This window comes from Pseudomonas sp. BN606 (genome assembly GCF_029873115.1).
Classification (GTDB): Bacteria; Pseudomonadota; Gammaproteobacteria; order Pseudomonadales; family Pseudomonadaceae; genus Metapseudomonas.
Window position 1 is genome coordinate 45690 of record NZ_SSOF01000039.1, and the last position, 23380, is coordinate 69069.

Consider the following 23380-nt stretch of genomic DNA (forward strand, 5'->3'; position numbering starts at 1 on the left):
ATCCAAGGCATTCTTCGCCGGGATAGTTGACGCCTCATGTACAAAGGATTGAAACGGGCCGTTTGCGCCCTGCTGATCGTCGTAGCCCTCTACAGCCTGCTTGGCTTTCTGATCATCCCGGGGATCGCCCTGCGGGTGGCCAACCAGCAACTGGCCCAGTACGCCACGGTTCCCGCACGGCTGGAGCGCATCCAGCTCAACCCCTTCAGCCTTGAACTGACGCTATGGGGGCTGCACATCGGCGAAGACAAGGCCGAGCAAATAGGCTTCGAACGGCTCTATGCCAACCTGGAACTGGACAGCCTGTGGTCTGGTGCCCTGCACCTGGCGGACGTGGAGCTCGACAAGTCGACCACCGAGGTGCTGTTCGCCAAGGACGGGAAGCTCAACCTGGCCCAGCTGTTCAAGCTGCCGCCCAGTGAGCCCAAGCCGGAAGAGCCCGCCGGCGATCCTTTCCCGCTGCGCATCGACCGCATCAAGCTGACCGAGGGCGGCCTGCATTTCGAGGACCTCCGCCCGAGCGAACCCATCGAGTTCGTCTATGACTCGCTGAATCTGGAACTGCGCAATCTCAGCACCCTGCCCGATGACAGTTCGGAGATGTCCCTGGTCGCCACCGGTCCATACGGTGGGCGGATCGACTGGGAAGGCCAGATCAGCCTGGTGCCTTTCAGTTCCAGCGGCACGCTCAAGCTCACAGAAGGCAAACTCAAGGGCGTCTGGCCCTATGTCCGCGACGCGGTACCGCTGGTGCTGGAAAAAGGCGTGATCAGCCTGTCCACCGAGTACAAGCTGAATCTGGCCAAAGGCACCCAGCTCAACCTGGACAAGATCTGGATCAAAGTGGCGCCCTTCGCCATCAAAGCGCCCGATAACCGCCCCCTGGTCAACCTGGAGACGCTGGAGGTCAGCGACAGCTCCCTCGACCTGGTCAAGCAGGAAGTGGTGATTGGCAAGATCCAGAGCCAGAACCTGGAGACCTGGGCAGCACGTGAGTCCGATGGCCAACTCGACTGGCAGAAACTGTTTGCCAGCGAGGCCAAACCGGCAGCCAAGGCTGACGAGAAAGCCGCCAGCGAGTCTGCCGACACCAAAGCTGAACCGAGCAAGCCCTGGCTGGTTCTGCTACGCGAAACCCAGCTGCGCGGCTACAAGGTGCACCTGGCCGACCGAGTGCCCAAGGAGCCTGTGCAACTGGAGCTGGGCCCCCTGAACCTGGATCTCAAGGACTTCGACAGCCGGGGCGAATCGCCTTTCAACCTGAGCCTCGACACCGGCCTCGGCAAACAGGGCAAGTTGCAGGCGGTGGGCCAGGTCCAGCTCAAGCCAACCACCGCCAAACTGCAGGTGCAGACTCGGGACATCGACCTGCGTGTGGCCCAGGCCTACCTCAGTCCATTCGTGCGCCTGGAAGTGCGCAGCGGCATGCTCGATAGCGACCTCAATGTCGACCTCAAGGGCACTGAGCCACTGGCCCTTGGCATAACCGGCCGCGCCCTGGTGAACCAGATGCACACCCTGGACACGATCAAGGAGCGCGACTTCGTCAAATGGCAGCAATTGCTGGTGGAAGGTCTGAATTACCAACACGGCGACAGCCTGAATATCGACAAGGTGAGCCTGAGCCAGCCCTACGCGCGCTTCATCATCAACGAAGACCTCACCACCAACGCCAGTGAGCTGGTGATCAAGCAGTCCGCAGAAGCCGGCGCCCCAACCACCGCCCCTGCCAAACAGAAACCCGCTGCCAAGCCCCTGGGCATCCGCATTGGCGGCATCGAGATAAAGGACGGCTCGGCCAACTTCGCCGACTTCAGCCTGACGCCGAACTTCGCCACCGCCATCCAACAGCTGAACGGCGAAATCGGCACTCTCGACAACCGCAACCCCAAGGCGGCCAAGGTCGCGATCAACGGCAAGGTGGATCGTTACGCACCAGTCACCATCAAGGGCAGTCTGAACCCCTTCGATCCGCTAGACAGCCTGGATATCGCCACCAGTTTCAAGCGCGTCGAGCTGACCACCCTGACGCCCTACTCTGGCAAATTCGCTGGCTATCGCATCCGCAAGGGTCGACTGAACCTGGACCTGCACTACCAGATCGAGAAGGGTCAGTTGAAAGCCGACAACCATCTCGTCCTGGAGCAGTTGCAGCTCGGTGAACAGGTCTCAAGTCCCGACGCCGTGGACTTGCCGGTGCGACTGGCAGTCGCACTGCTGAAGGACACCGAAGGCAAGATCGACATCAAGCTGCCCGTGGCCGGAAATCTCAACGACCCGCAATTCAGCGTTGCCCCCATCGTCTGGCAGACCCTGCGCAATCTAGTGCTGCGAGCCGTGCAGGCGCCCTTCAACTTCGTCGCCGGCCTGGTAGGTGGCAGCAGCGAAGATCTCGGCCAGGTTCCCTTCCCGGCCGGTAGCAGCGAGCTCGACACTGATGCGCAGAAGGCCCTGGACACCCTGGCCGAGGCACTCAAGAAGCGCCCGGCACTGCGCTTGGAGGTGGAAGGCGCTAGCGCCAAGGCCGCCGACGGTCCGCTCCTGGCCCAACAACGCCTGGAACGGGAATATCAGAGCACCTACTACAAGATCGCCCAGCGCCGAGGCGACAAAGTGCCAGCCGAGGCCAGCCAGATCGAGGTTCCGGACGACGAGAAAGCGCCTATGCTGGAAGGCATCTACCGCACCCGCCTGAAACAGCAGCCACCTGCCGAGTGGACGGAGCTGGACAGCGAGCAGCGCACGGTCAAGCTGCGCGACGCGGTGCTGGCGTCCTGGGCGCAGAGCGACCTGCTGCTGCGCCAGCTGGGTCAGGCCCGCGCCGCCACCATCAAGGACTATCTGGTGGACCGTGGCGGTCTCGCCGATGATCGCATCTTCCTGCTCGACATCAGCCTGGTGGACCCAAACCAGGCCGGTGAAGTGATCACCCCGCTGCATCTGGACAGCGAGTAGGAGTCTTCCATGCGTACGCTGCCGCTCGCCGTGCTGACACTCGTCCTGGCCGCCCCGGCCGGGGCCGAGACCATGCGCTGCGGCAGCAAGCTGATCAGCCTCGGCGACCGCACCTTCGAGGTCCTGCAGAAATGCGGCGAGCCGGTACACCGTGACCTTGTCGGCTACACCCTCGGCTCCTACGACCGGCGCGAGTTCAACGTCGAGGAATGGGTCTACGGCCCCAACAACGGCATGCTCAGCATCCTCACTTTCGAAGGCAACCGCCTGGTACGTATCGAAACCCGGCGCAGCCGCTGACGGTCCTCAGCGCCGGGTGTAGGCTGTAGCCACCTCTCGCCATTCGGACATCCCCGTGAAGCTCCGTGTCCTTTTCCTTGCTTCGCTGCTATTGGCTCTGGGCAACGCCCAGGCCTCCTCCACTTTGCGCTGCAACAGCAACCTCATCAGCCTCGACGACACTACCAGCGAGGTCCTCGATAAGTGCGGCGAGCCGATCAGCCGTGCCGACCTGGGCTTCAAGGAAGTGATCGACGAGTATTACCGGCGCAACGAAGTCCGGGTCGAGGAATGGGTGTACGGACCACGCAATGGCATGTACCAGTTCCTTCGTTTCGAAGGCAATCGGCTGCGCAATATCGACAGCAAGCGGGGCAACTGACAGCCGCTCGGACGGAATGCTAGGCTCTGCGCATTCTTACCCCCAGGACAGGATGCCCGCCCCCATGAAAGCCCTCACCTGCGCCGTCGCAGCCCTCCCTCTGCTTGTCTTCGACGCCACGGCCAACACCTTCCGCTGCGAAAGCAAACTCGTCAGCGTTGGCGATCGCAGTGTCGAGGTTCAGCGCAAGTGCGGCGAACCGGCCTCGCGCAGTTTCATCGGGTATTCGGTAACCACCGGCGGGCGCCAGGAGATGCAAGTGGAAGAATGGGTCTACGGCCCCAGCAACGGTATGTATCACTACCTGAAATTCCTCGGCGGGCGCCTCGACGAAATCGACAGCAAGCGCAACTGAGGCGCGCGCGATGATCATCCTTCCTGCTGATCAACCCCTGGACTGGCGGCGACCGCCCGTCATCACCTTGCTGCTGATCCTGCTCAATACCCTGATCTACATCGTCTACCAGGGCGGCGACCAGGCACGCGTCGAAGAAGCGCAGCAGCTCTACCTGGACGGTGGCCTGCTCAACCGCGAGCGCGCCCTGTTCATCGACCATCTGGTGGAGCGCGAGAAGTTCGACGCTGACCAGCGCCGTGGCATCGATGCCATGCGTCGGCAGGACCTGGCGACAATCATCCTCCGCGATCTGGAGTTCGAGGACTGGCTGCACCGACTCCCGGCCTACCAGGCCGATCCCGCCTGGCAGCAGTTACGACAGAAAGCCGAAGCGGCACGGGACCGCATCAGCGCACAGCGATTCGGCTTCATCCCCAACAAGTTCAGTGTCCAGGGGCTGTTCGGCGCCATGTTCCTGCATGGCAGCTTCGATCACCTGCTGGGCAACATGATCTTCCTCTTCATCTGCGGATTCGCCCTGGAAGCGGCGCTGGGGCGCTGGGTCTACCTTGGCCTCTACCTGGCGAGCGGCCTCGCGTCGCATCTGCTCTGGTGGGCCATGGACCCGGTCTGGGTAGCGGGTATCGGTGCCTCGGGGGCGGTCTCGGGGTTGATGGGCATGACCATTGGTGTCTACGGCCTGCGCAAGATCCGTTTCTTCTACTGGCTGGGTCCCCTCATCGGCTACTTCAAGGCGCCAGCCCTGTGGATATTTCCCGCATGGCTCGGCAAGGAGCTGTACGGCGTGCTGTTGGCCGATGACCACGTCAATTACTACGCGCACCTCGGCGGACTGGCCTTCGGCTTCCTCTCGACCTGGCTGTTGCACAAGGTGGGCTTCCTCAAGGTTGATGAGGCCTACCTGAACAAGGAAGACCCGGACGCACCCTTCAAGCGAGAACTGACTGCCCTTGACCAGTTGATCGGTCGTTTCGCCCTTGACCAGGCAGCGCCGCGCGGCCTCGAGCTGCTGCAGCGCTACCCCGGCCGACTGGCGCTCCTGGAGCGCCTCTACCCCGTGGCCAAGGGGCGCCAGGACAAGCCGTTACTGACCGCTGTGCTGAAGCAGCTTTTCAGCCTGCCCGAACAGACGGCTGCCCTGCCACTGCTGCAGAAGCTGGCCGATGACGTCGCCGACCCGCAGCAACGCATGCTGCAGCACCCCGCTGTCTTGCTGCACCTGCTGCAGCGCCTGATCAAGGCCGGGGACTGCACCCGCGCCCTGGCGCCGTGGCGTCGACTGTGCGAGGCGAGCCCAGTGCCGCCGCAGCTTCCCGGCCTGACACTGCAACTGGCCAAGCAACTGGGCCAGCGCCAGGATCTACGCGGAGTTGGTGAGCTGGGACAGTACCTGCGCCGCGCCTTCCCCGAGGCGGAACAGACCCGCCAACTGGTGCTGTATCAGCAGCACCTGGCGCGCTGACAGAAAAAGCCCCGCAATTGCGGGGCTTTTCCTCTCCGGCAGGCATCAGAGCCGACTGCTGAAATCGCGGACTTCCTGCTCCGCCCGATCCTTGCTCCAGCCGTAGCGCTCCTGCAGCTTGCCGACCAGATACTCACTATGACCTTCGGCCACGTCGAGATCGTCATCGGTCAGGTGGCCCCACTTCTCCTTGATTCGGCCGCTTAGCTGCTTCCATTTGCCTTTGATGATGTCAGCGTTCATAGGACGCTCCTTTACTGTAGCTGGGCCGCCCGGAAAGGGCGGAACCAGCCGAGGGTCAATCGGCGGACTTCAGGCCGTCGGCAGAAACCGCAGTGACACCCTTGATGTTCTTGGCGGTTTCGATGGCCAGGTCACGTTCGGCATCGGTTTTCACCATGCCGGACAGTGCAACCACGCCCTTGTTGGTTTCGACCTTGATGTCCATGCCGCTGAGGTTTTTGTCAGCCAGGAATGTCGATTTGACCTTGCTGGTGATCCAGGTGTCCGAGACAGCCTCTTCGGCCTTCTGAACGGTGTCGCTGGCTGCCAGCATGGTTTGTCCGCTGGTTTCTGCGTAAGCGCCGGTAGCGAACGGCAGGCTGATGGCGGCAGCAGTAACAGCGGCAAAGGTCCACTTGGTGAAAGACTGTTTCATGAGGGGTTCTCCTCTTTACTTCGGAACATCTGCAGCAAGTTCCCGGCTGCAGGGTCACGAGAAATGTCGCAAGGCCTGTGCCAGCTTCCGAATTAAGATAAAAACCAACAAAATCAATCAGATAAATACATCACCGAAGAACCTGCCACATGCAGTCTGCAAGTTCTCCCCTAGGAGGCCTTGCAGACTGCACGATCAAACCCGTCTCAGCGTCCAGCGTTACCCAACCTGGCGATGGTGCCTTCCAGGGCAGTGACCTGGTCCAACAGAGGCGAAGCCGGATAGCGTGCGCGGATGTATGCCAGCAGCTTCTGCGCCGGCTCCACCTGACCGAGGCCTTCGGCGAAACCACGAGCCGCCAGCAGGTAGGCACGCGGAATATGTGGATAGTCGGGGAAGCGTTGGTGCAGGTTGCGTAGCAGACTCAACGCTTCGCGCACCTTGTGGCGATCGAGCAGGGCACCCGCGACCTGCTCGCACACCAGCGCATCGCCGGGCAGGAAGTCAGCCTGGAACTGGCGGGCATTCAGCAGCGCAGTCGCGGCCTGCGCAGGGTTCTGGCGGGCGACCAGGGGCAGGTAATGATCCAGGTGGCGAAGGCAGCGCTCCCGCGCGCCCAACCCGAACAGCAACTGGTGGAAACGTTCGTTGAGGCGCAAGTCCTCGGGGTCGCGCTGCAGAGCGTTGGAGAGAATCTCCAGGGCACCATCGCTTTGGCCTTCCTTGAGACGAATCTCTGCTTCGGCGAGAGCCTTGCGTCGGCGCCATTCGTTTTCCGGCAACCCCTGCTGGGTGCCTTCCTCGGCAATCGCAAAGCCCAATGCCCCCTGATACTGGAACACGGCATAGCCCATCATGCTGCACATCACCACGCCGAAGTACCCGAACAGGAAAGTGGCGATTGGCATCAGCACCACCTTGGGCAAACCACCGGAAAGCATCCAGGCCACGTAGCTGGGGGATTGCCAGAGGATGAAGAGAAAAGCGCATAGGATCAGGTAACGCCAGCCCATCGCCTTGATCACTTCACCCACCTGGTCGGGGCTCAACGCAGCACCGAGTTCTTTGCTCAGCGCCAGACGGATAATGCTTGCCGGCAGCAGGAGCACAATGGCGATGTTCACCACCCAGAAGATCGTCTCGCTGTTGAAATCGGCTGCCAGCCAGAGTGCCCCAAGCGCGATGGCAAAGACCGCCATCTGCTTGAAGAACAATGAAAAGCCTTCGCCAGCGAAGGCACTGACCAGTGACGGCGACTCTCGCACGCCCTCACTGCTGGCCTCGATCACGCTGTGGAAGTACTTGGTGGCGATGCTCAGCAAGATGATCCAGAGGATCAGCGAGCGCGGCATGAACAGGCCTGCCAGGGCCAACAGGGCGCTGAAAGCGAGTGGCCCGGTCTGCAGGCCGTAAGCGAAGAATTGAGGCAGACGTTCCCAGAAGGGTTGGGCGGTGTTGGCCGCACCGAGGAAGGTCAGCTGGCTGCGGCATAACGGACAGGCCGGGCTGTCGTCGGGAACGTCAGCATTCAGGGGAATGCAGCAATCACCGAAATGGCGCTGACATGGCACACAGTGCCAGGTTGCGGGTTGGGCGGGATGGTACTGGCAGAGCGTCTTGTCCATGACTGTTCCAGGCACGATGGCGGTTCGCCATTGTCCGGGCAAAAAAAGAGGGCCCGCAAGGGGCCCTCTCTTTCATCGTGCGGCAATTATCAGACGCCCGAAGCCTCGGCGGCTTCTACATCCTTCATCGACAGCTTGATGCGACCACGGTTGTCGACATCAAGGACCAGGACTTTGACTTCCTGACCTTCCTGCAGAACGTCGGTGACCTTGTCGATGCGCTTGTCGCTGATCTGCGAGATGTGCACCAGACCGTCCTTGCCCGGCAGGATATTGACGAAGGCGCCGAAGTCGACGATGCGCTCGACCTTGCCCACGTACACCTTGCCGATCTCGGCTTCAGCAGTGATGCCCAGAACGCGCTGGCGCGCAGCCTCGGCCGCTTCCTTGGTCTCGCCGAAGATCTTCACGCTGCCATCGTCTTCAATGTCGATGGAAGCCTTGGTCTCTTCGCAGATACCACGGATGGTGGCGCCGCCCTTGCCGATGACGTCGCGGATCTTGTCCGGCTCGATCTTCATGGCAATCATGGTCGGGGCGTTGGAGGACAGCTCGCTGCGGGACTCGGCGATCACCTGGTTCATCTGGCCGAGGATGTTCAGGCGCGCTTCCAGAGCCTGCTCCAGAGCGATCTCCATGATTTCTTCGGTGATGCCGTTGATCTTGATGTCCATCTGCAGCGCGGTTACGCCCTTGGCGGTACCGGCTACCTTGAAGTCCATGTCGCCCAAGTGGTCTTCGTCACCCAGGATGTCGGTCAGGACGGCGAACTTGTCGCCTTCCTTCACCAGGCCCATGGCGATACCGGCAACCGGCGCCTTCATCGGCACGCCGGCATCCATCAGCGCGAGGGACGCGCCGCAAACGGAAGCCATGGAGCTGGAACCGTTGGATTCGGTGATCTCGGAAACCACACGAATGGTGTAGGGGAACTCGTCGCCCTTCGGCAGCATGGCGGAAACGCCACGACGGGCCAGACGGCCGTGACCGATTTCGCGGCGACCAGCACTGCCCATACGACCACACTCACCTACCGAGAAGGGCGGGAAGTTGTAGTGCAGCATGAAGGCGTCCTTGCGCTCGCCTTCCAGGGTGTCCAGCAGTTGGGCGTCACGGGCGGTACCGAGGGTGGCAACGACCAGGGCCTGGGTTTCGCCACGGGTGAACAGGGCGGAACCGTGGGTCTTGCCCAGCACGCCGACTTCGATCTTCAGCGGACGTACGGTGCGGGTGTCGCGGCCGTCGATACGCGGCTTGCCGTTGACGATGTTCTCGCGAACGGTGCGGTATTCCAGCAGGCCGAAGGCGTCTTTCACTTCACCAGCCGGGAACTGACCTTCTTCTTCGCCAACGAAGCGGGCGACGACCTGGTCACGCAGCTCGTCCAGGCGGTTGTAGCGGTCCTGCTTGATGGTGATGGTGTAGGCCTGGGAGATGGCCTCGCCGAACTCGGCCTTGATGGCGCTGAGCAGGGCGGTGTTTTCGGCCGGGGCAGTCCAGTTCCAGGTCGGCTTGCCAGCTTCGGCAGCGAACTCCTTGACGGCCTGGATCACGGCCTGGAATTCCTGGTGGGCAAAGAGTACGGCGCCCAGCATCTGGTCTTCGGTCAGCTCTTGGGCTTCCGACTCAACCATCAGTACGGCGTCTTGAGTACCGGCAACCACCATGTCCAGGCTGGAAGCCTTGAGCTGTTCGTAGTTGGGGTTCAGCAAGTAGCCAGTCTCTTCGTGGTAAGCCACGCGAGCGGCGCCGATCGGGCCGGCGAACGGAATGCCAGAGATGGCCAGGGCTGCGGAAGTACCGATCATGGAAGCGATGTCCGGATCGGTCTTCTTGTTGGTGGAGACCACGGTGCAGATGACCTGCACTTCGTTCAGGAAACCTTCCGGGAAGAGCGGACGGATCGGACGGTCGATCAGACGCGAGGTCAGGGTTTCTTTCTCGGACGGACGACCTTCACGCTTGAAGAAACCACCGGGGATACGGCCGGCAGCGTAGGTTTTTTCCTGGTAGTGCACGGACAGCGGGAAGAAACCCTTGCCCGGATCAGCTTGCTTGGCGCCGACCACGGTCACCAGCACGGTGACGTCGTCGTCCATGGTGACCAGTACGGCACCGGAGGCTTGACGGGCGATACGGCCAGTCTCGAGGGTTACGGTCGATTGACCGAACTGGAACTTCTTGATTACCGGGTTCACGGTGTTTTCCTTCTCTGTGTTGCCTTGGGGGAAATCGGGGGAGTGGCGGGAGTCGGACCCGTTTCAATCCCTTAAAAAACCAGAAGCTGGAAAGCCGAAAGCTGGAACGATGTCCAGCTTCCGGTTTCCAGCTTCCAGCTCGTCTGTGTCGCTTAGCGACGCAGACCCAGACGACCGATCAGGGCGCTGTAACGAGAGGTGTCCTTACCCTTCAGGTAGTCCAGCAGCTTACGGCGCTGGTTAACCATGCGGATCAGACCACGACGGGAGTGGTGGTCTTTGCCGTTGGCCTTGAAGTGATCCTGCAGCTTGTTGATGTTGGCGGTCAGCAGGGCAACCTGCACTTCCGGAGAACCGGTATCGCCTTCAGCTTGCTTGTACTCGTTAACGATCTGGGCTTTTTCAGTAACGCTCAGTGCCATGATGGGCTTCCTCTGAGAGTAATAGGCCGGGACCTTCGCCCCGTGTTCTAAAAAGAGGATTGACCGTGCCTATTAACAGCCATCCTCGGATCGGTCATTCCGACCGAATCAGTCGACGCGGCGCAACGCGCCCGTCATCGCTCACTTCACCGATACCGATGAAGCGACCGGTATGATCCTGAACTCGCATCATGCCGAACTTCGGCGCTTCCGGGGCTCGTACCGGTTGGCCATGCAGCCAGTAGTACGCGCTGTGCTCGGTAAGCTGGATCAGCGGCCAGTGTTCCAGTCCGCTGTCGACCGGCAGGAGGAACTGATCGAGTGCCTCGCTACCGCCTTCGGCGTGGACCTTCTCCAGGGTCTCCAGGCTGATTGCCTGGGCCAGCACGAAGGGGCCCGCCTGGGTCCGGCGCAGCTCCGCCACATGGGCTCCACATCCCAGGGCCTGGCCAAGATCCTCGACCAGTGTACGGATATAGGTGCCCTTGCTGCAGGCTACCGCCATTCTTGCCTGACTGTTTTCACAGGCCAGTAAATCCAGGCGCGCAATAGTAACAGAACGCGCCTCGCGCTCCACTACTTCGCCAGCACGCGCCAGCTTGTAGAGGGGCTGGCCGTCCTTCTTGAGAGCGGAGTACATCGGTGGTATCTGCTTGATTTCGCCACGAAAACGCGGCAGCAGAGCTTCTATGTCCTCGCGACCAACGGTCACTTCGCGACGCTCGGTCACTTCACCTTCGGCATCGCCGGTGGAGGTGGTAATGCCGAGCTGGGCCAGGGTTTCGTAACCCTTGTCGGCATCCAGGAGGTACTGGGAGAACTTGGTCGCCTCGCCGAAGCACAGCGGCAACACACCGGTAGCCAACGGGTCGAGGCTGCCGGTATGGCCGGCTTTCTCGGCATTGAGCAGCCAACGCACCTTCTGCAGCGCAGCGTTGGAACTCATGCCGCGCGGCTTGTCGAGTATCAGCACACCGCTGACATTACGGCGAATACGTTTTACCTGGGCCACGCCATCACTCCTCGTCGCTGCCCTGGTGCTTGCGGTCTTCCGCGACGGCACGCTCGATCAGCGCCGACAGTTCGGCGCCACGCCGGATGCTGGCGTCGTAGTGGAAGTGCAATTGCGGCACGCTGCGCAGTTTCATGGCCTTGCCGAGCTGCATACGCAGGAAGCCCGCGGCGTCCTGCAGAATGTCGAGGTTGAGCTTGACCTTCTCGGCGTTGTCATCCTGGCCCATCACGGTGATGAACACCTTGGCATGGGAGAGGTCACGGCTCACGTCGACAGCAGTGATGGTCACAAGCCCCAGGCGCGGGTCTTTGATCTCACGCTGGATCAGCAGCGCCATTTCGCGCTGCATCTGGTCGCCGATGCGTTGGGTACGGCTGTAGTCTTTAGCCATTTCGTTTCACTCTTGATCGCTTAAAAGCCGAAAGCCAGGAGTGGAAGGCGATGGCTTCCAGCTCCTGGCTCCCGGCTTGTGGCAAGCGCGACACTTACAGCGTGCGCGCCACCTGGACCTTCTCGAAGACTTCGATCTTGTCACCGACTTTGACGTCGTTGTAGCTCTTCACGCCGATACCGCACTCCATGCCGGCACGCACCTCGGACACGTCGTCCTTGAAGCGGCGCAGGGATTCCAGTTCGCCTTCGAAGATCACCACATCGTCGCGCAGTACGCGGATCGGGCGGTTGCGGTGTACCAGACCTTCGGTAACCATGCAGCCGGCGACCGCGCCGAACTTCGGCGAGCGGAACACGTCGCGCACCTCGGCGATACCCAGGATGTTCTCCCGGACTTCGCTGCCCAGCATGCCGGACAGTGCTTTCTTAACGTCTTCGATGATGTCGTAGATGATGTTGTAGTAGCGCAGGTCCAGACCTTCCTGCTCGACGATCTTGCGCGCACCGGCATCGGCACGCACGTTGAAGCCGAACAGCACGGCGTTGGACGCCAGCGCCAGGTTGGCGTCGCTCTCGGTGATACCACCTACACCGCCACCCACAACACGTACCTGGACTTCCTCGTTGCCGATATCGGCCAGGGCGCCCTGCAGGGCCTCGAGAGAACCACGCACATCGGACTTGAGCACGATGTTGAGGGTCTTTTTCTCGTCCTGCCCCATGCTTTCGAAGATGTTTTCCAGCTTGGAGGACTGCTGGCGAGCCAGCTTGACCTCGCGGAACTTGCCTTGACGGAACAGGGCAACTTCGCGCGCTTTCTTCTCGTCGGCGACCACAGTCAGGTCGTCACCGGCGTCCGGAGTGCCATCCAGGCCAAGAATCTCGACCGGGATGGACGGACCGGCTTCTTTCACCGGCTTGCCGTTCTCGTCGAGCATGGCGCGAACGCGGCCATAGTTGACGCCGCAGAGAACCATGTCGCCCTGGCGCAGGGTACCGTCCTGTACCAGCACGGTAGCGACCGGGCCACGGCCCTTGTCCAGGCGGGACTCGACCACGACACCACGACCAGGGGCCGACGGAGTGGCAGTGAGCTCCAGAACCTCTGCCTGCAGCAGCACGGCTTCGAGCAGTTCGTCGACGCCGGTACCGGCCTTGGCCGAAACAGGCACGAACTGGGTGTCGCCGCCCCACTCCTCCGGAATCACATCCAGCGCGGCAAGGCCGTTCTTGATGTTGTCCGGGTTGGCTTCCGGCTTGTCCATCTTGTTGACCGCAACCACGATCGGCACGCCAGCCGCTTTCGCGTGCTGTACCGCTTCAACGGTCTGCGGCATCACCCCGTCGTCGGCCGCCACCACTAGGATGACGATGTCGGTAGCCTTGGCACCACGGGCACGCATCGCGGTGAACGCTGCGTGGCCAGGGGTGTCGAGGAAGGTCACCATGCCGCGATCGGTTTCGACGTGGTAGGCGCCGATGTGCTGGGTGATACCACCCGCTTCACCGCTGGCTACCTTGGTACGACGAATGTAGTCGAGCAGGGAGGTCTTGCCGTGGTCGACGTGGCCCATCACGGTCACTACCGGCGCACGGGTCAGGGCTTCGCCTTCAAACTTCAGGGACTCGGCCAGTTGGTCTTCCAGGGCGTTCTCGTTTACCAGTTTGACCTTGTGGCCGAATTCTTCGGCGATCAACTGAGCGGTCTCACGGTCGAGCACCTGGTTGATGGTCACCGGAGTGCCCATCTTGAACATGAACTTGACGACTTCTGCACCCTTGACAGCCATCTGGGCGGCCAGTTCGGCCACGGTGATGGTCTCGCCAATGCTGACTTCACGCACGATAGGTCCTGTCGGGCTCTGGAACCCGTGCTGGTTACGCTTCTTCAGCTTGGACTTGCCACCACGGCCACCGCCACGACGACCGAAAGCATCGCTTTCTTCGTCGGTACTGCGCGGTGCCACGCGGGGAGCCGGAGCCTTTTCTTTCTCTTTGAGCGAAGGACGGTGCTGCGCATGCTTGCGGTCGCGGCGATCGTCTTCATCACGAGCACGCTCGGGACGACGAACCTCTTCCTTCTTGCGCTCGCCGTTAACCGCAGCTGCGCCGGCCGCTGCAGGAGCAACTGCTGCCGCAGAGGCAGCAGCGACAGGCGCGGCTGCGACAGCGGCCGGCTCGCCGGCAGCAGCAACAACGTCCGCCGGAGCGGATTCGGTAGCTACCTTGGCACGAGATTCCGCTTCGCGGCGGGCAGCCTCTTCGGCACGCTGACGAGCCTCATCTTCAGCCTTCAGTCGAGCGGCTTCTTCCGCTACGCGCTGCTCTTCGAGTTCGCGCTGACGCTCAGCCTCGATCTCGTCGGGGCTGCGCTTGACGTAGGTCTTCTTCTTGCGTACTTCGACGTTGATGGTCTTGCTACCGGCGACCCTCAGCGTAGTAGTGGTCTTGCGCTGCAGGGTAATCTTGCGCGGCTCTTCCAGGCGCTCACCGTGGCTGCTCTTGAGATGGGCCAGCAGGGCCTGCTTCTCATTGTCGGTTACAACTTGTTCGGCGCTGGTGTGCGGCAATCCCGCCTCGCGCATCTGCAGCAGCAGGCGCTCCACCGGTGTATCGACCACTTGGGCCAGTTCTTTCACCGTGACTTGCGTCATGCACTTCTCTCCTCAGGCCGCGATACTTACTCGAACCAGTGGGCTCGGGCGGCCATGATCAGCTTGCCGGCACGCTCTTCGTCCATGCCGTCGATGTCGAGCAGGTCGTCGATCGACTGCTCGGCCAGATCTTCGCGGTTAATAACGCCACGTACGGCGAGTTCAACAGCCAGGTCCTTGTCCATGCCTTCCAGGGAAAGCAGGTCTTCGGCAGGCTGGGCATCCGCCAGCTTTTCTTCGGTTGCGATAGCCTTGGTCAGCAGGCGGTCCTTCGCGCGCGCACGCAGCTCGTTGACGATGTCCTCATCGAAGCCGTCGATGCTGAGCATTTCTTCCATGGGCACGTAGGCGATTTCTTCCAGGCTGGTGAAACCTTCTTCAACCAGTACCTGGGCCAGCTCTTCGTCCACTTCCAGCTCTTCAACGAATGCACGCAGGATGTCGCCGGTTTCGGCTTGCTGCTTGGCCTGGATGTCCGCTTCGGTCATCACGTTGAGGGTCCAGCCGGTCAGCTGGCTGGCCAGGCGCACGTTCTGGCCGCCACGACCAATGGCCTGGGCCAGGTTGTCTTCGGCAACGGCGATGTCCATTGCGTGGGCATCTTCGTCGACGATGATCGCAACCACTTCGGCCGGGGCCATGGCATTGATCACGAACTGTGCCGGGTTGTCGTCCCAGAGGACTATATCGACACGCTCACCGCCCAACTCGCCGGATACGGCCTGGACGCGGGAGCCACGCATACCGATGCAGGCACCCTGCGGGTCGATACGTTTGTCCTTGGAGCGTACGGCGATCTTGGCGCGCGAACCCGGGTCACGGGAGGCGGCCATCACTTCGATCAGCTCTTCGGCGATTTCCGGCACTTCGATGCGGAACAACTCGATCAGCATCTGCGGCGCAGTGCGCGACAGGATCAGTTGCGGACCGCGATTTTCGGTGCGGATTTCTTTCAGCAGGGCACGCACACGAGCACCAACCCGGAAGGTTTCGCGGGCGATGATGTCCTCGCGAGCCAGGAGCGCTTCGGCGTTGTTGCCCAGGTCAACGATCACGTTGTCGCGAGTGACTTTCTTCACAGTGCCGAAAATGATGTCGCCCAGCTTCTCGCGGTAGGCTTCAACCACCTGCGCACGCTCGGCCTCACGTACCTTCTGCACGATGACCTGCTTGGCGGTCTGGGCAGCGATGCGACCGAACTCGATGGACTCGATCTTCTCTTCGATGATGTCGCCGATCTTGGCATTCTCATCGCGAGCCTGAGCCTGGTCGAGGGTCAGCTGGATCGCCGGATCCTCGAAATCTTCTTCCTCGACCACAGTCCAGCTACGGAAAGTGTCGTAGTTACCGCTCTGACGATTGATCGACACTCGCAGGTCGACCTCGTCCTCAAAACGCTTCTTGGTAGCGGTGGCCAGGGCCAGCTCCAGCGCCTCGAAAATAACGCCAGCCGGTACACCCTTTTCGTTGGATACCGACTCAACAACCAGCAGTACTTCTTTGCTCATCGTACGCCTCGCCTTTCGCAATCCATTGGATCCGCGGGATCCGCGTCTCAGTCAAAACGGGGAATGATGTTGGCCTTGTCGATCAACTCGATCGGCAGGAGGAACTCGCGGTCTTCTATGAGAACCACCACGTCCTGCTCCTCCACCCCGCGGAGGAGCCCCTGAAAATTGCGCCGCCCTTCGAAGGGCGAACGCAGCTTGATCTTGACCAGCTCACCGGCGTGGGCCGCAAACTGCTCAAGGGTGAACAGCGGACGATCCATGCCCGGCGAAGAAACTTCGAGGGTGTATTCGTTGCTGATCGGGTCCTCGACATCGAGTACACCACTGATCTGCCGACTGACCTTCTCGCAATCCTCGACTAGGATGCCGTTCTCGTGATCGATATAGATACGCAGCAGGGAATGCCGCCCTTGAGACAGGAACTCGATGCCCCAGCACTGATAACCGAGCGCTTCGACTACCGGGGCCAACAAGGCCTGCAACTGTTCTAGCTTGCTCGACACCTGATCGCCTCTCGCATGCTGTGCAAATAAAAAATGGGCGAAACGCCCATCCCTTCAAACCGCCTGATCTGTGATCGGAGGCCAACTGTCCAGCTAGCAAAAAGCCCCTAAAAAGGGGCTTCGCGACTACTGGTTGCGGGGGCTGGATTTGAACCAACGACCTTCGGGTTATGAGCCCGACGAGCTACCAGACTGCTCCACCCCGCGTCAAAGCTGGTGCGAGAGTATACGGCCAGCACCTTGCGTGGTCAACCGAACATCCCGCGAAGAAGAAGGCCCGCATCACTGCGGGCCTTCTCTTTGTATGGTACCGAGGAGGGGACTCGAACCCCTACAGCCTATGGCCACTACCACCTCAAGGTAGCGTGTCTACCAATTCCACCACCTCGGCAAAACTTGCCTTACTTCTGCTCCGGAGCCTGCGGCACATCACCCGATTGGGTAGCTGGCTTCTGCTCTTCGAGCACCGGCACATCATCAGCTGCCGGCTTAGCGGGCTGAACTTCGAGGGCCGCCGGATCTGGCAGACCTACATTGCTCAGCGCCTCAGCCTTTTCCTTAGCGAAGAACGCTAAACCCAGACTGGTAATGAAAAAAACCGCGGCGAGTATAGCAGTAACTCGACTCAAAAAGGTAGCAGAACCTTGGCTTCCGAATACGGTTGCCGAAGCACCGGAGCCAAAAGAGGCACCAGCATCCGCGCCCTTGCCCTGCTGAACCAGCACCAGACCAACAACGCCCAGCGCGACCAGCAAGTGCACCACAATTACGACAGTTTCCAGCATCTCGTCAGCTTCCTGCGGCGCGACAGATCGCACCGAACTCATCCGCATTCAGGGAGGCTCCACCAACCAGCCCCCCATCGATATCCGGCATGCCGAACAAGTCGGCCGCACTGGCCGCCTTCACACTGCCGCCGTACAGAATTCGTACGCCGCGAGCAACCTCAGCATTCTCCGCCGACAGTTGCGAGCGAATCGCCGCATGAACCTCTTGCGCTTGCTGCGGCGAAGCTGTCAGCCCCGTACCAATGGCCCAAACCGGCTCATAGGCAATTACCGCTTGCGCAAATGCGCCCACACCAAGCTCTTCGATCACGCTACCCAACTGACGCCCTACAACATCGAGCGTCTTGCCGGCTTCGCGCTGCTCCCGAGTTTCACCGACGCACAGCACCGGGATCAGACCACAGGATTGAGCAGCAGCGAACTTGCGACTCACGACTTCGTCGCTTTCGCCCAAAATCAGGCGACGCTCCGAATGACCGACCAGAACCAGACTGCAACCCACGTCCGCCAACTGGCTTGCCGCGATCTCTCCGGTGAGGGCTCCCTGCACCGGCTCCACCGCACAATTCTGAGCACCTACGACAATCGACTTGCCGTCCAGGCCTTGAATGACCTGATTGATGTACAGACAGGGCGGCATTACCGCGACTTCGACTCCAGTAGGCAACGCCAAATGGCGCAAGCCTTTGATCAGCTCTGCGACGCTGGCGCGGGTACCGTGCATTTTCCAGTTACCGGCTACCAGAGGTCGGCGCATGCTTTATCTCGTCGATCAAAGTGGGCGCAGATGTTACCCAAGAGATTTTCAACAAGCAAGCGAAATCAAGCACATACCTCTGTCACGACTTTTGCCAGTTCCTCGGCGTAGCCGCGCACCAGCTTTTCGTCGTCGCCCTCGACCATCACGCGCACGAGCGGCTCGGTACCGGACTTGCGCAGAAGCACACGCCCCCGCCCTGCCATCTGGGTAGTAACGCGGGCAGACGCATCCTTCACGGCCGGATGATTGACCGGATCCACGTCGCCGCCTGCGTAGCGAACGTTGATCAGCACCTGCGGGCACTTGCGCATGCCCTGGCGAGCTTCGGCGAGAGATTGACCGCTGCGCTGCAAAGCCAGCAGGACCTGGAGGGCGGAAACGATGGCGTCACCCGTGGTAGTGAAATGGCTACAGACGATATGGCCGGAATTCTCGCCACCCAGCGTCCAGCCATTGGCCTGCAGTTCACTCATCACGTAGCGATCGCCGACTTTGGCACGTACGAATGGAATCTCGAGCTCCTTGAAGGCCAGTTCAAGGCCCAGGTTGCTCATCAGGGTACCGACAACCCCCCCGTTCAGCCTGTCTCGGGCATGCAGGTCACGGGCGATCAGATAGATCAGTTCGTCGCCATCGACTACCGCACCAGTGTGATCGACCATCAGGACGCGGTCGCCATCTCCATCGAAGGCAATACCGATGTCCGCATTCTGCTCGACGACCGCCGCCTGCAGGCTGGCCATATGAGTGGAACCGCAATCGTCATTGATATTGAGACCGTTGGGCTGCGCGGCCAGCACGCTGACTTGTGCTCCCAGTTCGCGAAACACGTTGGGTGCGACCTTATACGTAGCACCATGAGCGCAATCCACCACCATCTTTAGGCCAGCAAAATCGGTACTGATCGGGGTAGTGCTCTTGCAGAATTCGATGTAGCGGCCGGCGGCGTCGTTGATGCGGGATACCTTGCCCAATTGAGCCGAGTCCACCACGGTCATCGGCTGGTCAAGCAACTCCTCGATCATCAACTCAACTTCATCCGAGAGCTTGGTCCCCTTGCCCGAGAAGAACTTGATGCCATTGTCGTGATGCGGGTTGTGCGAGGCACTGATGACAATGCCCGCATCCGCCAGGAAGGTGCGGGTCAGGTAGGCGATAGCTGGAGTCGGCATGGGACCGAGGAGCATCACATCCGCGCCGGCAGCCAGCAGGCCGGCCTCGAGAGCGGACTCGAACATGTAGCCGGAAATCCGAGTGTCCTTGCCGATCAGGATGCGGCACTTACCCTGCTTGCGGAACGCCATACCGGCGGCCCAGCCAAGCTTGAGCATGAATTCCGGAGTAATCGGGAACTGCCCGACGTGGCCACGAATACCGTCGGTGCCAAAATACTTTCTGCTCATTAGGTGCTCCGTATTGTCTTATTCCGCCGCTTGTACCGCGGCTATCATGCGTACTGCGTCAACGGTCTCCGCGACATCGTGTACGCGCACGATGCGCGCACCCTTGGCCACGGCGAGGGCGGCCAAGGCGAGGCTGCCCGGGAGACGTTGCTGAACTTCTCGCCCCAGCGTCTGACCAATCATGCTTTTGCGCGAAACGCCAACCAGCAACGGGCGCCCGAGCTCATGCAGGACCTCCAGATGCTTGAACAGACTGAGGTTGTGCGCCAACGTCTTGGCGAAGCCGAAGCCTGGATCCAGGACTATCCGATCCTCCGAGATGCCCGCAACCACGCATGCCCGTACGCGCTCGGAAAGGAACTCGCCGACTTCGCGAACAACATCGCCATAATGCGGATCCTGCTGCATGGTGCCCGGCTCGCCGAGCATGTGCATCAGACAGACCGCCAGACCGGTGTCTGCGGCGGCGTCCAGCGCGCCGTCACGGCGCAAGGAGCGCACATCATTGATCATGCCGGCGCCGAGGCGAGCACCTTCACGGATCACCGCGGGAGTGGACGTATCCAGAGAGATGACCACATCCAGTTCGCGGGCGATGACCTCGACCACGGGGGCTACGCGCTCAAGCTCCTCGGTTGGGGACACAGGTCGTGCCCCGGGGCGAGTCGACTCGCCGCCGACATCGATCAGGGTCGCGCCGGCAGCGACCATTTCCTCGGCATGGCGCAACGCCGCATCACGCGCATTGAAACGACCGCCATCGGAGAAGGAATCTGGAGTGACATTTAGGATGCCCATGACATGCGGCTGGGCCAAATCAAGAACCCGGCTGCCGCAAGGCAACCGGGTCGGGCACTGCACTGACTTCATCTACAGGCCTTAGTGTTCGCCAGCCGGCCCGCCGATGGGGGTTTCAGGGCGCTTGGTCTCCTCACGGGGAGCGGGAGTACCAGAAGTACCGGAACCACCCTGCCAATCCTTGGGTTCACGCACAGTGCGACCGGCCATGATGTCGTCGATCTGCTCGGAATCGATGGTTTCGTACTTCATCAAGGCTTCGGCCATGGCATCGAGCTTGTCACGATTCTCCGTCAGAAGGTTCTTCGCGGTGGTATAGCTCTCGTCGATAATCCGACGGACTTCCTGGTCGATCAGCTTGGCGGTTTCACCCGATACATTCGCGTGCTGTGCACCCGCGCTGCGACCAAGGAACACCTCGCCCTCTTCCTCTGCGTACATCAGCGGACCTAGCTTTTCGGACAGCCCCCACTTGGTGACCATGTTCCGAGCGATCTGAGTGGCACGCATGATGTCGTTAGAGGCCCCCGTAGTGACACCATCAAATCCGAGGGTCATTTCTTCGGCGATCCGGCCGCCGAACAGTGAGCAAATCTGACTGGTCAGCGCGCGCTTGGAGAGGCTGTAACGATCTTCCTCGGGGAGGAACATCGTCACGCCCAGAGCGCGCCCACGCGGAATGATCGACACTTTGTAGACAGGATCATGCTCCGGTACCAGGCGCCCAACGATGGCGTGGCCCGCCTCGTGGAACGCGGTATTCAGTTTTTCCTTCTCGGACATCACCATGGACTTGCGCTCAGCGCCCATCATGATCTTGTCCTTGGCCAATTCGAACTCTTTCATTTCGACGAGGCGCTTATTGACGCGAGCGGCGAACAGAGAGGCTTCGTTGACCAGGTTGGCCAGGTCCGCACCGGAGAAACCTGGGGTACCACGCGCGATGACGCCAGCATCTACGTCGTCGCCCATGGGCACCTTGCGCATATGCACCTTGAGGATCTGCTCGCGCCCACGGATATCCGGCAGGCCCACGACCACCTGACGGTCGAAGCGGCCAGGACGCAGCAGAGCCGGGTCCAGCACATCAGGACGGTTAGTGGCGGCGATCACGATGATGCCGTCATTCATCTCGAAGCCATCCATCTCCACCAGCAACTGGTTGAGAGTCTGCTCACGCTCGTCGTGACCACCACCCAGTCCGGCACCACGATGGCGACCAACAGCGTCGATCTCGTCGATGAAGATAATGCACGGGGCGTGTTTCTTGGCTTGATCGAACATGTCGCGGACGCGAGACGCACCCACACCGACGAACATCTCGACGAAGTCGGAACCGGAAATGGTGAAGAACGGAACCTTTGCTTCACCCGCGATGGCCTTGGCCAGCAGGGTCTTGCCGGTACCGGGCGGGCCGACCATCAGCACGCCGCGCGGGATGCGGCCACCCAGGCGCTGGAACTTGCCAGGATCACGCAGGAACTCAACCAGCTCGCTGACTTCCTCCTTCGCTTCATCGCAACCGGCGACGTCGGCGAAGGTGGTCTTGACCTGATCTTCCGAGAGCAGGCGCGCCTTGCTCTTGCCAAAGCTCATCGGGCCGCCGCGACCACCGCCGCCGCCCTGCATCTGGCGCATGAAGAACATGAAGACCGCAATGATCACCAGAATCGGGAAACTGGCTACCAGCAGTTGAGTCCAGATGCTCTGCTGCTCAGGCTGCTTGCCTTCGATGATCACGTTGTTGTCGATCAGGTCGCCGATCAGGCCACCGTCCTGAATCGCCGGACGAATGGTCTTGAAGGGCTCGCCATCATTGCGCTTACCGGTGATGACGAAGCCATCGACGGTTACTCGCTCGACCTTGCCTTCCTTAACCTGCTCGATGAATTCCGAGTAGTTAAGCGTCTGCGGTTCGCTCGGGCTGGAGAAATTGTTCATCACCGTGACTAGCACGGCGGCGATGATTAGCCACAGGATCAGATTTTTTGCCATATCGTTCAATTAGCTACCCTCTGGAACGGGCTCCTTCCTGGAGCGCAGCCCGCATGACGGCTGGTGATTAATCGGCCTAACTTACTACACAACCCCTACCCCTGGCAGGCGCCGTCTGTAACCCTTTATGAGACCTCGCGGCCTCCCTGCTATATCCAGCTCCTGCAGAGGGGAACCGATTGGTCAGGTTCCCGTTGCAGTCTATTCCCCACGGAAGCCACGCGCGAGCAGGTATTGCTCCCGGGAGCGGTCACGCGACGAAAGCGGCTTGCGCATCTGCACCTTGTCGAACATCTCGCGCACCTGCTTGTGGTAGACGTCGAAACCTTCGCCCTGGAAGATCTTGATCAAAAAATCGCCACCTGGGCGCAAAGCACGGCCGGCCAGATCCAGCGCCAACTCACAGAGGTGCATTGCACGCGGCTGATCACTAGCCCTTACCCCACTCATATTGGGGGCCATATCGGAAATCACAAGGTCTACCGGGTTTTCACCGATCGCCTCGAGGATGCGTGCGAAGACTTCATCATCAGTGAAGTCGCCCTGAATAAACGTCACATCAGGAATGCTATCCATCTCCAGGATGTCAGAGGCGATCAATCGACCGCGATCACCTATCACGCGGCTAGTCACCTGGGACCAGCCGCCCGGCGCAGCACCGAGGTCAACGACTGTCATGCCAGGCCGCAGGATGCGGTCCTTTTCCTGGATTTCGAGCAATTTGTAGCTGGCACGGGAACGATAACCGTCCTTCTGAGCCATTTTGACGTACGGGTCGTCGATATGTCTTTGCAGCCATCGCTGGCTACTCTTGGAACGGGCCACGGGATACCTCGTGTTCGGCTGTGCGCCCCGGAATCACTCGGGTAAACTAGCAGCCTTTTTTCGCAGGGGTTTGATTATGGCGCTCTCACAGGAGCACAAGAAGCAATACAAATCTATCGGTCATCACCTGAAACCGGTATTGACGGTGGCCGAAAACGGTCTGACCGAAGGTGTGCTGGCCGAACTGGAGCGCGCGCTGAACGATCATGAGTTGATCAAGGTTCAGTTCCGCATCACTGAGCGTGATGACCGCCGTGCCCTGATCGACGAGCTCTGCGCCGCCGGTAACTGCGAACTGGTCCAGGTCATCGGCAAGATGGCGTTGGTCTATCGCCGCAACCCCAAGCCGAACCGCAACCTCTCCAACATCAGCCGCTTCAGCGGGCTCTGATTCCC

22 protein-coding genes and 2 tRNA genes are annotated in these 23380 nt (G+C 60.8%); 6 read left to right on the top strand and 18 right to left on the bottom strand.

What is annotated here, in order from left to right:
- Positions 1-36: 36 nt before the first annotated feature.
- The 5 genes from E8E75_RS03455 to E8E75_RS03475 all read left to right on the top strand — a co-directional run bounded on the left by E8E75_RS03455 (position 37) and on the right by E8E75_RS03475 (position 5436).
- Positions 37-2955: a DUF748 domain-containing protein gene (locus E8E75_RS03455; protein WP_153920514.1), complete on the top strand. Its 2919-nt coding sequence runs from the start codon at positions 37-39 to the stop codon at positions 2953-2955.
- Positions 2956-2964: 9 nt separating this feature from the next.
- Positions 2965-3255: a DUF2845 domain-containing protein gene (locus tag E8E75_RS03460; protein WP_120654523.1), complete on the top strand. Its 291-nt coding sequence runs from the start codon at positions 2965-2967 to the stop codon at positions 3253-3255.
- A gap of 55 nt (positions 3256-3310) precedes the next feature.
- Complete coding sequence (locus tag E8E75_RS03465; protein WP_120654522.1) at positions 3311-3616, top strand: DUF2845 domain-containing protein; 306 nt, start codon at positions 3311-3313, stop codon at positions 3614-3616.
- Between the two features lie 64 nt (positions 3617-3680).
- Complete coding sequence (locus E8E75_RS03470; protein WP_120654521.1) at positions 3681-3971, top strand: DUF2845 domain-containing protein; 291 nt, start codon at positions 3681-3683, stop codon at positions 3969-3971.
- A gap of 10 nt (positions 3972-3981) precedes the next feature.
- Positions 3982-5436 carry a rhomboid family intramembrane serine protease gene (locus E8E75_RS03475; protein WP_153920516.1) on the top strand — a complete coding sequence of 485 codons (1455 nt, stop codon included), beginning with the start codon at positions 3982-3984 and terminating at the stop codon, positions 5434-5436.
- Between the two features lie 45 nt (positions 5437-5481).
- Here E8E75_RS03475 and E8E75_RS03480 read toward each other — a convergent pair whose 3' ends face one another.
- The 18 genes from E8E75_RS03480 to rlmE all read right to left on the bottom strand — a co-directional run bounded on the left by E8E75_RS03480 (position 5482) and on the right by rlmE (position 22984).
- Positions 5482-5679: a CsbD family protein gene (locus tag E8E75_RS03480; RefSeq protein ID WP_120654519.1), complete on the bottom strand. Its 198-nt coding sequence runs from the start codon at positions 5677-5679 to the stop codon at positions 5482-5484.
- Positions 5680-5734: 55 nt separating this feature from the next.
- A complete protein-coding gene (locus E8E75_RS03485) occupies positions 5735-6094 on the bottom strand; it encodes a BON domain-containing protein (RefSeq protein ID WP_120654518.1) in 360 nt (119 codons plus the stop codon).
- A 206-nt stretch (positions 6095-6300) separates the two neighbouring features.
- Entirely contained in the window at positions 6301-7719 is a 1419-nt protein-coding gene (locus E8E75_RS03490) for a hypothetical protein (protein WP_120654517.1), read from the bottom strand.
- Positions 7720-7808: 89 nt separating this feature from the next.
- Positions 7809-9917: a polyribonucleotide nucleotidyltransferase gene (gene pnp, locus E8E75_RS03495; protein WP_120654516.1), complete on the bottom strand. Its 2109-nt coding sequence runs from the start codon at positions 9915-9917 to the stop codon at positions 7809-7811.
- 152 nt (positions 9918-10069) lie between these two features.
- On the bottom strand, positions 10070-10339 hold the full coding sequence (rpsO, locus tag E8E75_RS03500; RefSeq protein ID WP_016494768.1) for a 30S ribosomal protein S15: 270 nt from the start codon (positions 10337-10339) through the stop codon (positions 10070-10072).
- A 94-nt stretch (positions 10340-10433) separates the two neighbouring features.
- Positions 10434-11351 carry a tRNA pseudouridine(55) synthase TruB gene (gene truB, locus E8E75_RS03505; protein WP_120654515.1) on the bottom strand — a complete coding sequence of 306 codons (918 nt, stop codon included), beginning with the start codon at positions 11349-11351 and terminating at the stop codon, positions 10434-10436.
- 4 nt (positions 11352-11355) lie between these two features.
- On the bottom strand, positions 11356-11745 hold the full coding sequence (rbfA, locus tag E8E75_RS03510) for a 30S ribosome-binding factor RbfA (RefSeq protein ID WP_120654514.1): 390 nt from the start codon (positions 11743-11745) through the stop codon (positions 11356-11358).
- A gap of 94 nt (positions 11746-11839) precedes the next feature.
- A complete protein-coding gene (gene infB / locus E8E75_RS03515; protein WP_153920518.1) occupies positions 11840-14401 on the bottom strand; it encodes a translation initiation factor IF-2 in 2562 nt (853 codons plus the stop codon).
- 26 nt (positions 14402-14427) lie between these two features.
- The gene (nusA, locus tag E8E75_RS03520; RefSeq protein WP_120654512.1) at positions 14428-15909 is read right to left on the bottom strand and encodes a transcription termination factor NusA; all 1482 of its coding nucleotides are present in this window, start codon (positions 15907-15909) and stop codon (positions 14428-14430) included.
- A 47-nt stretch (positions 15910-15956) separates the two neighbouring features.
- Positions 15957-16415, bottom strand: coding sequence for a ribosome maturation factor RimP (rimP, locus tag E8E75_RS03525; RefSeq protein ID WP_120654511.1), 459 nt, complete (start codon positions 16413-16415; stop codon positions 15957-15959).
- Between the two features lie 130 nt (positions 16416-16545).
- Positions 16546-16622, bottom strand: a tRNA-Met gene (locus tag E8E75_RS03530).
- A 98-nt stretch (positions 16623-16720) separates the two neighbouring features.
- Positions 16721-16806: transfer RNA gene (locus E8E75_RS03535), tRNA-Leu, on the bottom strand.
- 10 nt (positions 16807-16816) lie between these two features.
- Complete coding sequence (gene secG / locus E8E75_RS03540) at positions 16817-17200, bottom strand: preprotein translocase subunit SecG (RefSeq protein WP_077522865.1); 384 nt, start codon at positions 17198-17200, stop codon at positions 16817-16819.
- Positions 17201-17204: 4 nt separating this feature from the next.
- The gene (gene tpiA, locus E8E75_RS03545) at positions 17205-17960 is read right to left on the bottom strand and encodes a triose-phosphate isomerase (RefSeq protein WP_153920519.1); all 756 of its coding nucleotides are present in this window, start codon (positions 17958-17960) and stop codon (positions 17205-17207) included.
- 65 nt (positions 17961-18025) lie between these two features.
- A complete protein-coding gene (gene glmM / locus E8E75_RS03550) occupies positions 18026-19366 on the bottom strand; it encodes a phosphoglucosamine mutase (RefSeq protein WP_120654509.1) in 1341 nt (446 codons plus the stop codon).
- Between the two features lie 18 nt (positions 19367-19384).
- Positions 19385-20236, bottom strand: coding sequence for a dihydropteroate synthase (folP, locus tag E8E75_RS03555; protein WP_120654508.1), 852 nt, complete (start codon positions 20234-20236; stop codon positions 19385-19387).
- A gap of 9 nt (positions 20237-20245) precedes the next feature.
- Positions 20246-22159 (bottom strand): ATP-dependent zinc metalloprotease FtsH, encoded by a 1914-nt coding sequence (ftsH, locus tag E8E75_RS03560; protein ID WP_120654507.1) that lies wholly within the window; start codon positions 22157-22159, stop codon positions 20246-20248.
- Between the two features lie 201 nt (positions 22160-22360).
- A complete protein-coding gene (gene rlmE, locus E8E75_RS03565) occupies positions 22361-22984 on the bottom strand; it encodes a 23S rRNA (uridine(2552)-2'-O)-methyltransferase RlmE (protein ID WP_120654506.1) in 624 nt (207 codons plus the stop codon).
- 76 nt (positions 22985-23060) lie between these two features.
- Here rlmE and E8E75_RS03570 point away from each other — a divergent pair, with 76 nt between their 5' ends.
- A complete protein-coding gene (locus tag E8E75_RS03570) occupies positions 23061-23375 on the top strand; it encodes a YhbY family RNA-binding protein (RefSeq protein ID WP_120654505.1) in 315 nt (104 codons plus the stop codon).
- The last annotated feature ends 5 nt before the right edge of the window (positions 23376-23380 follow it).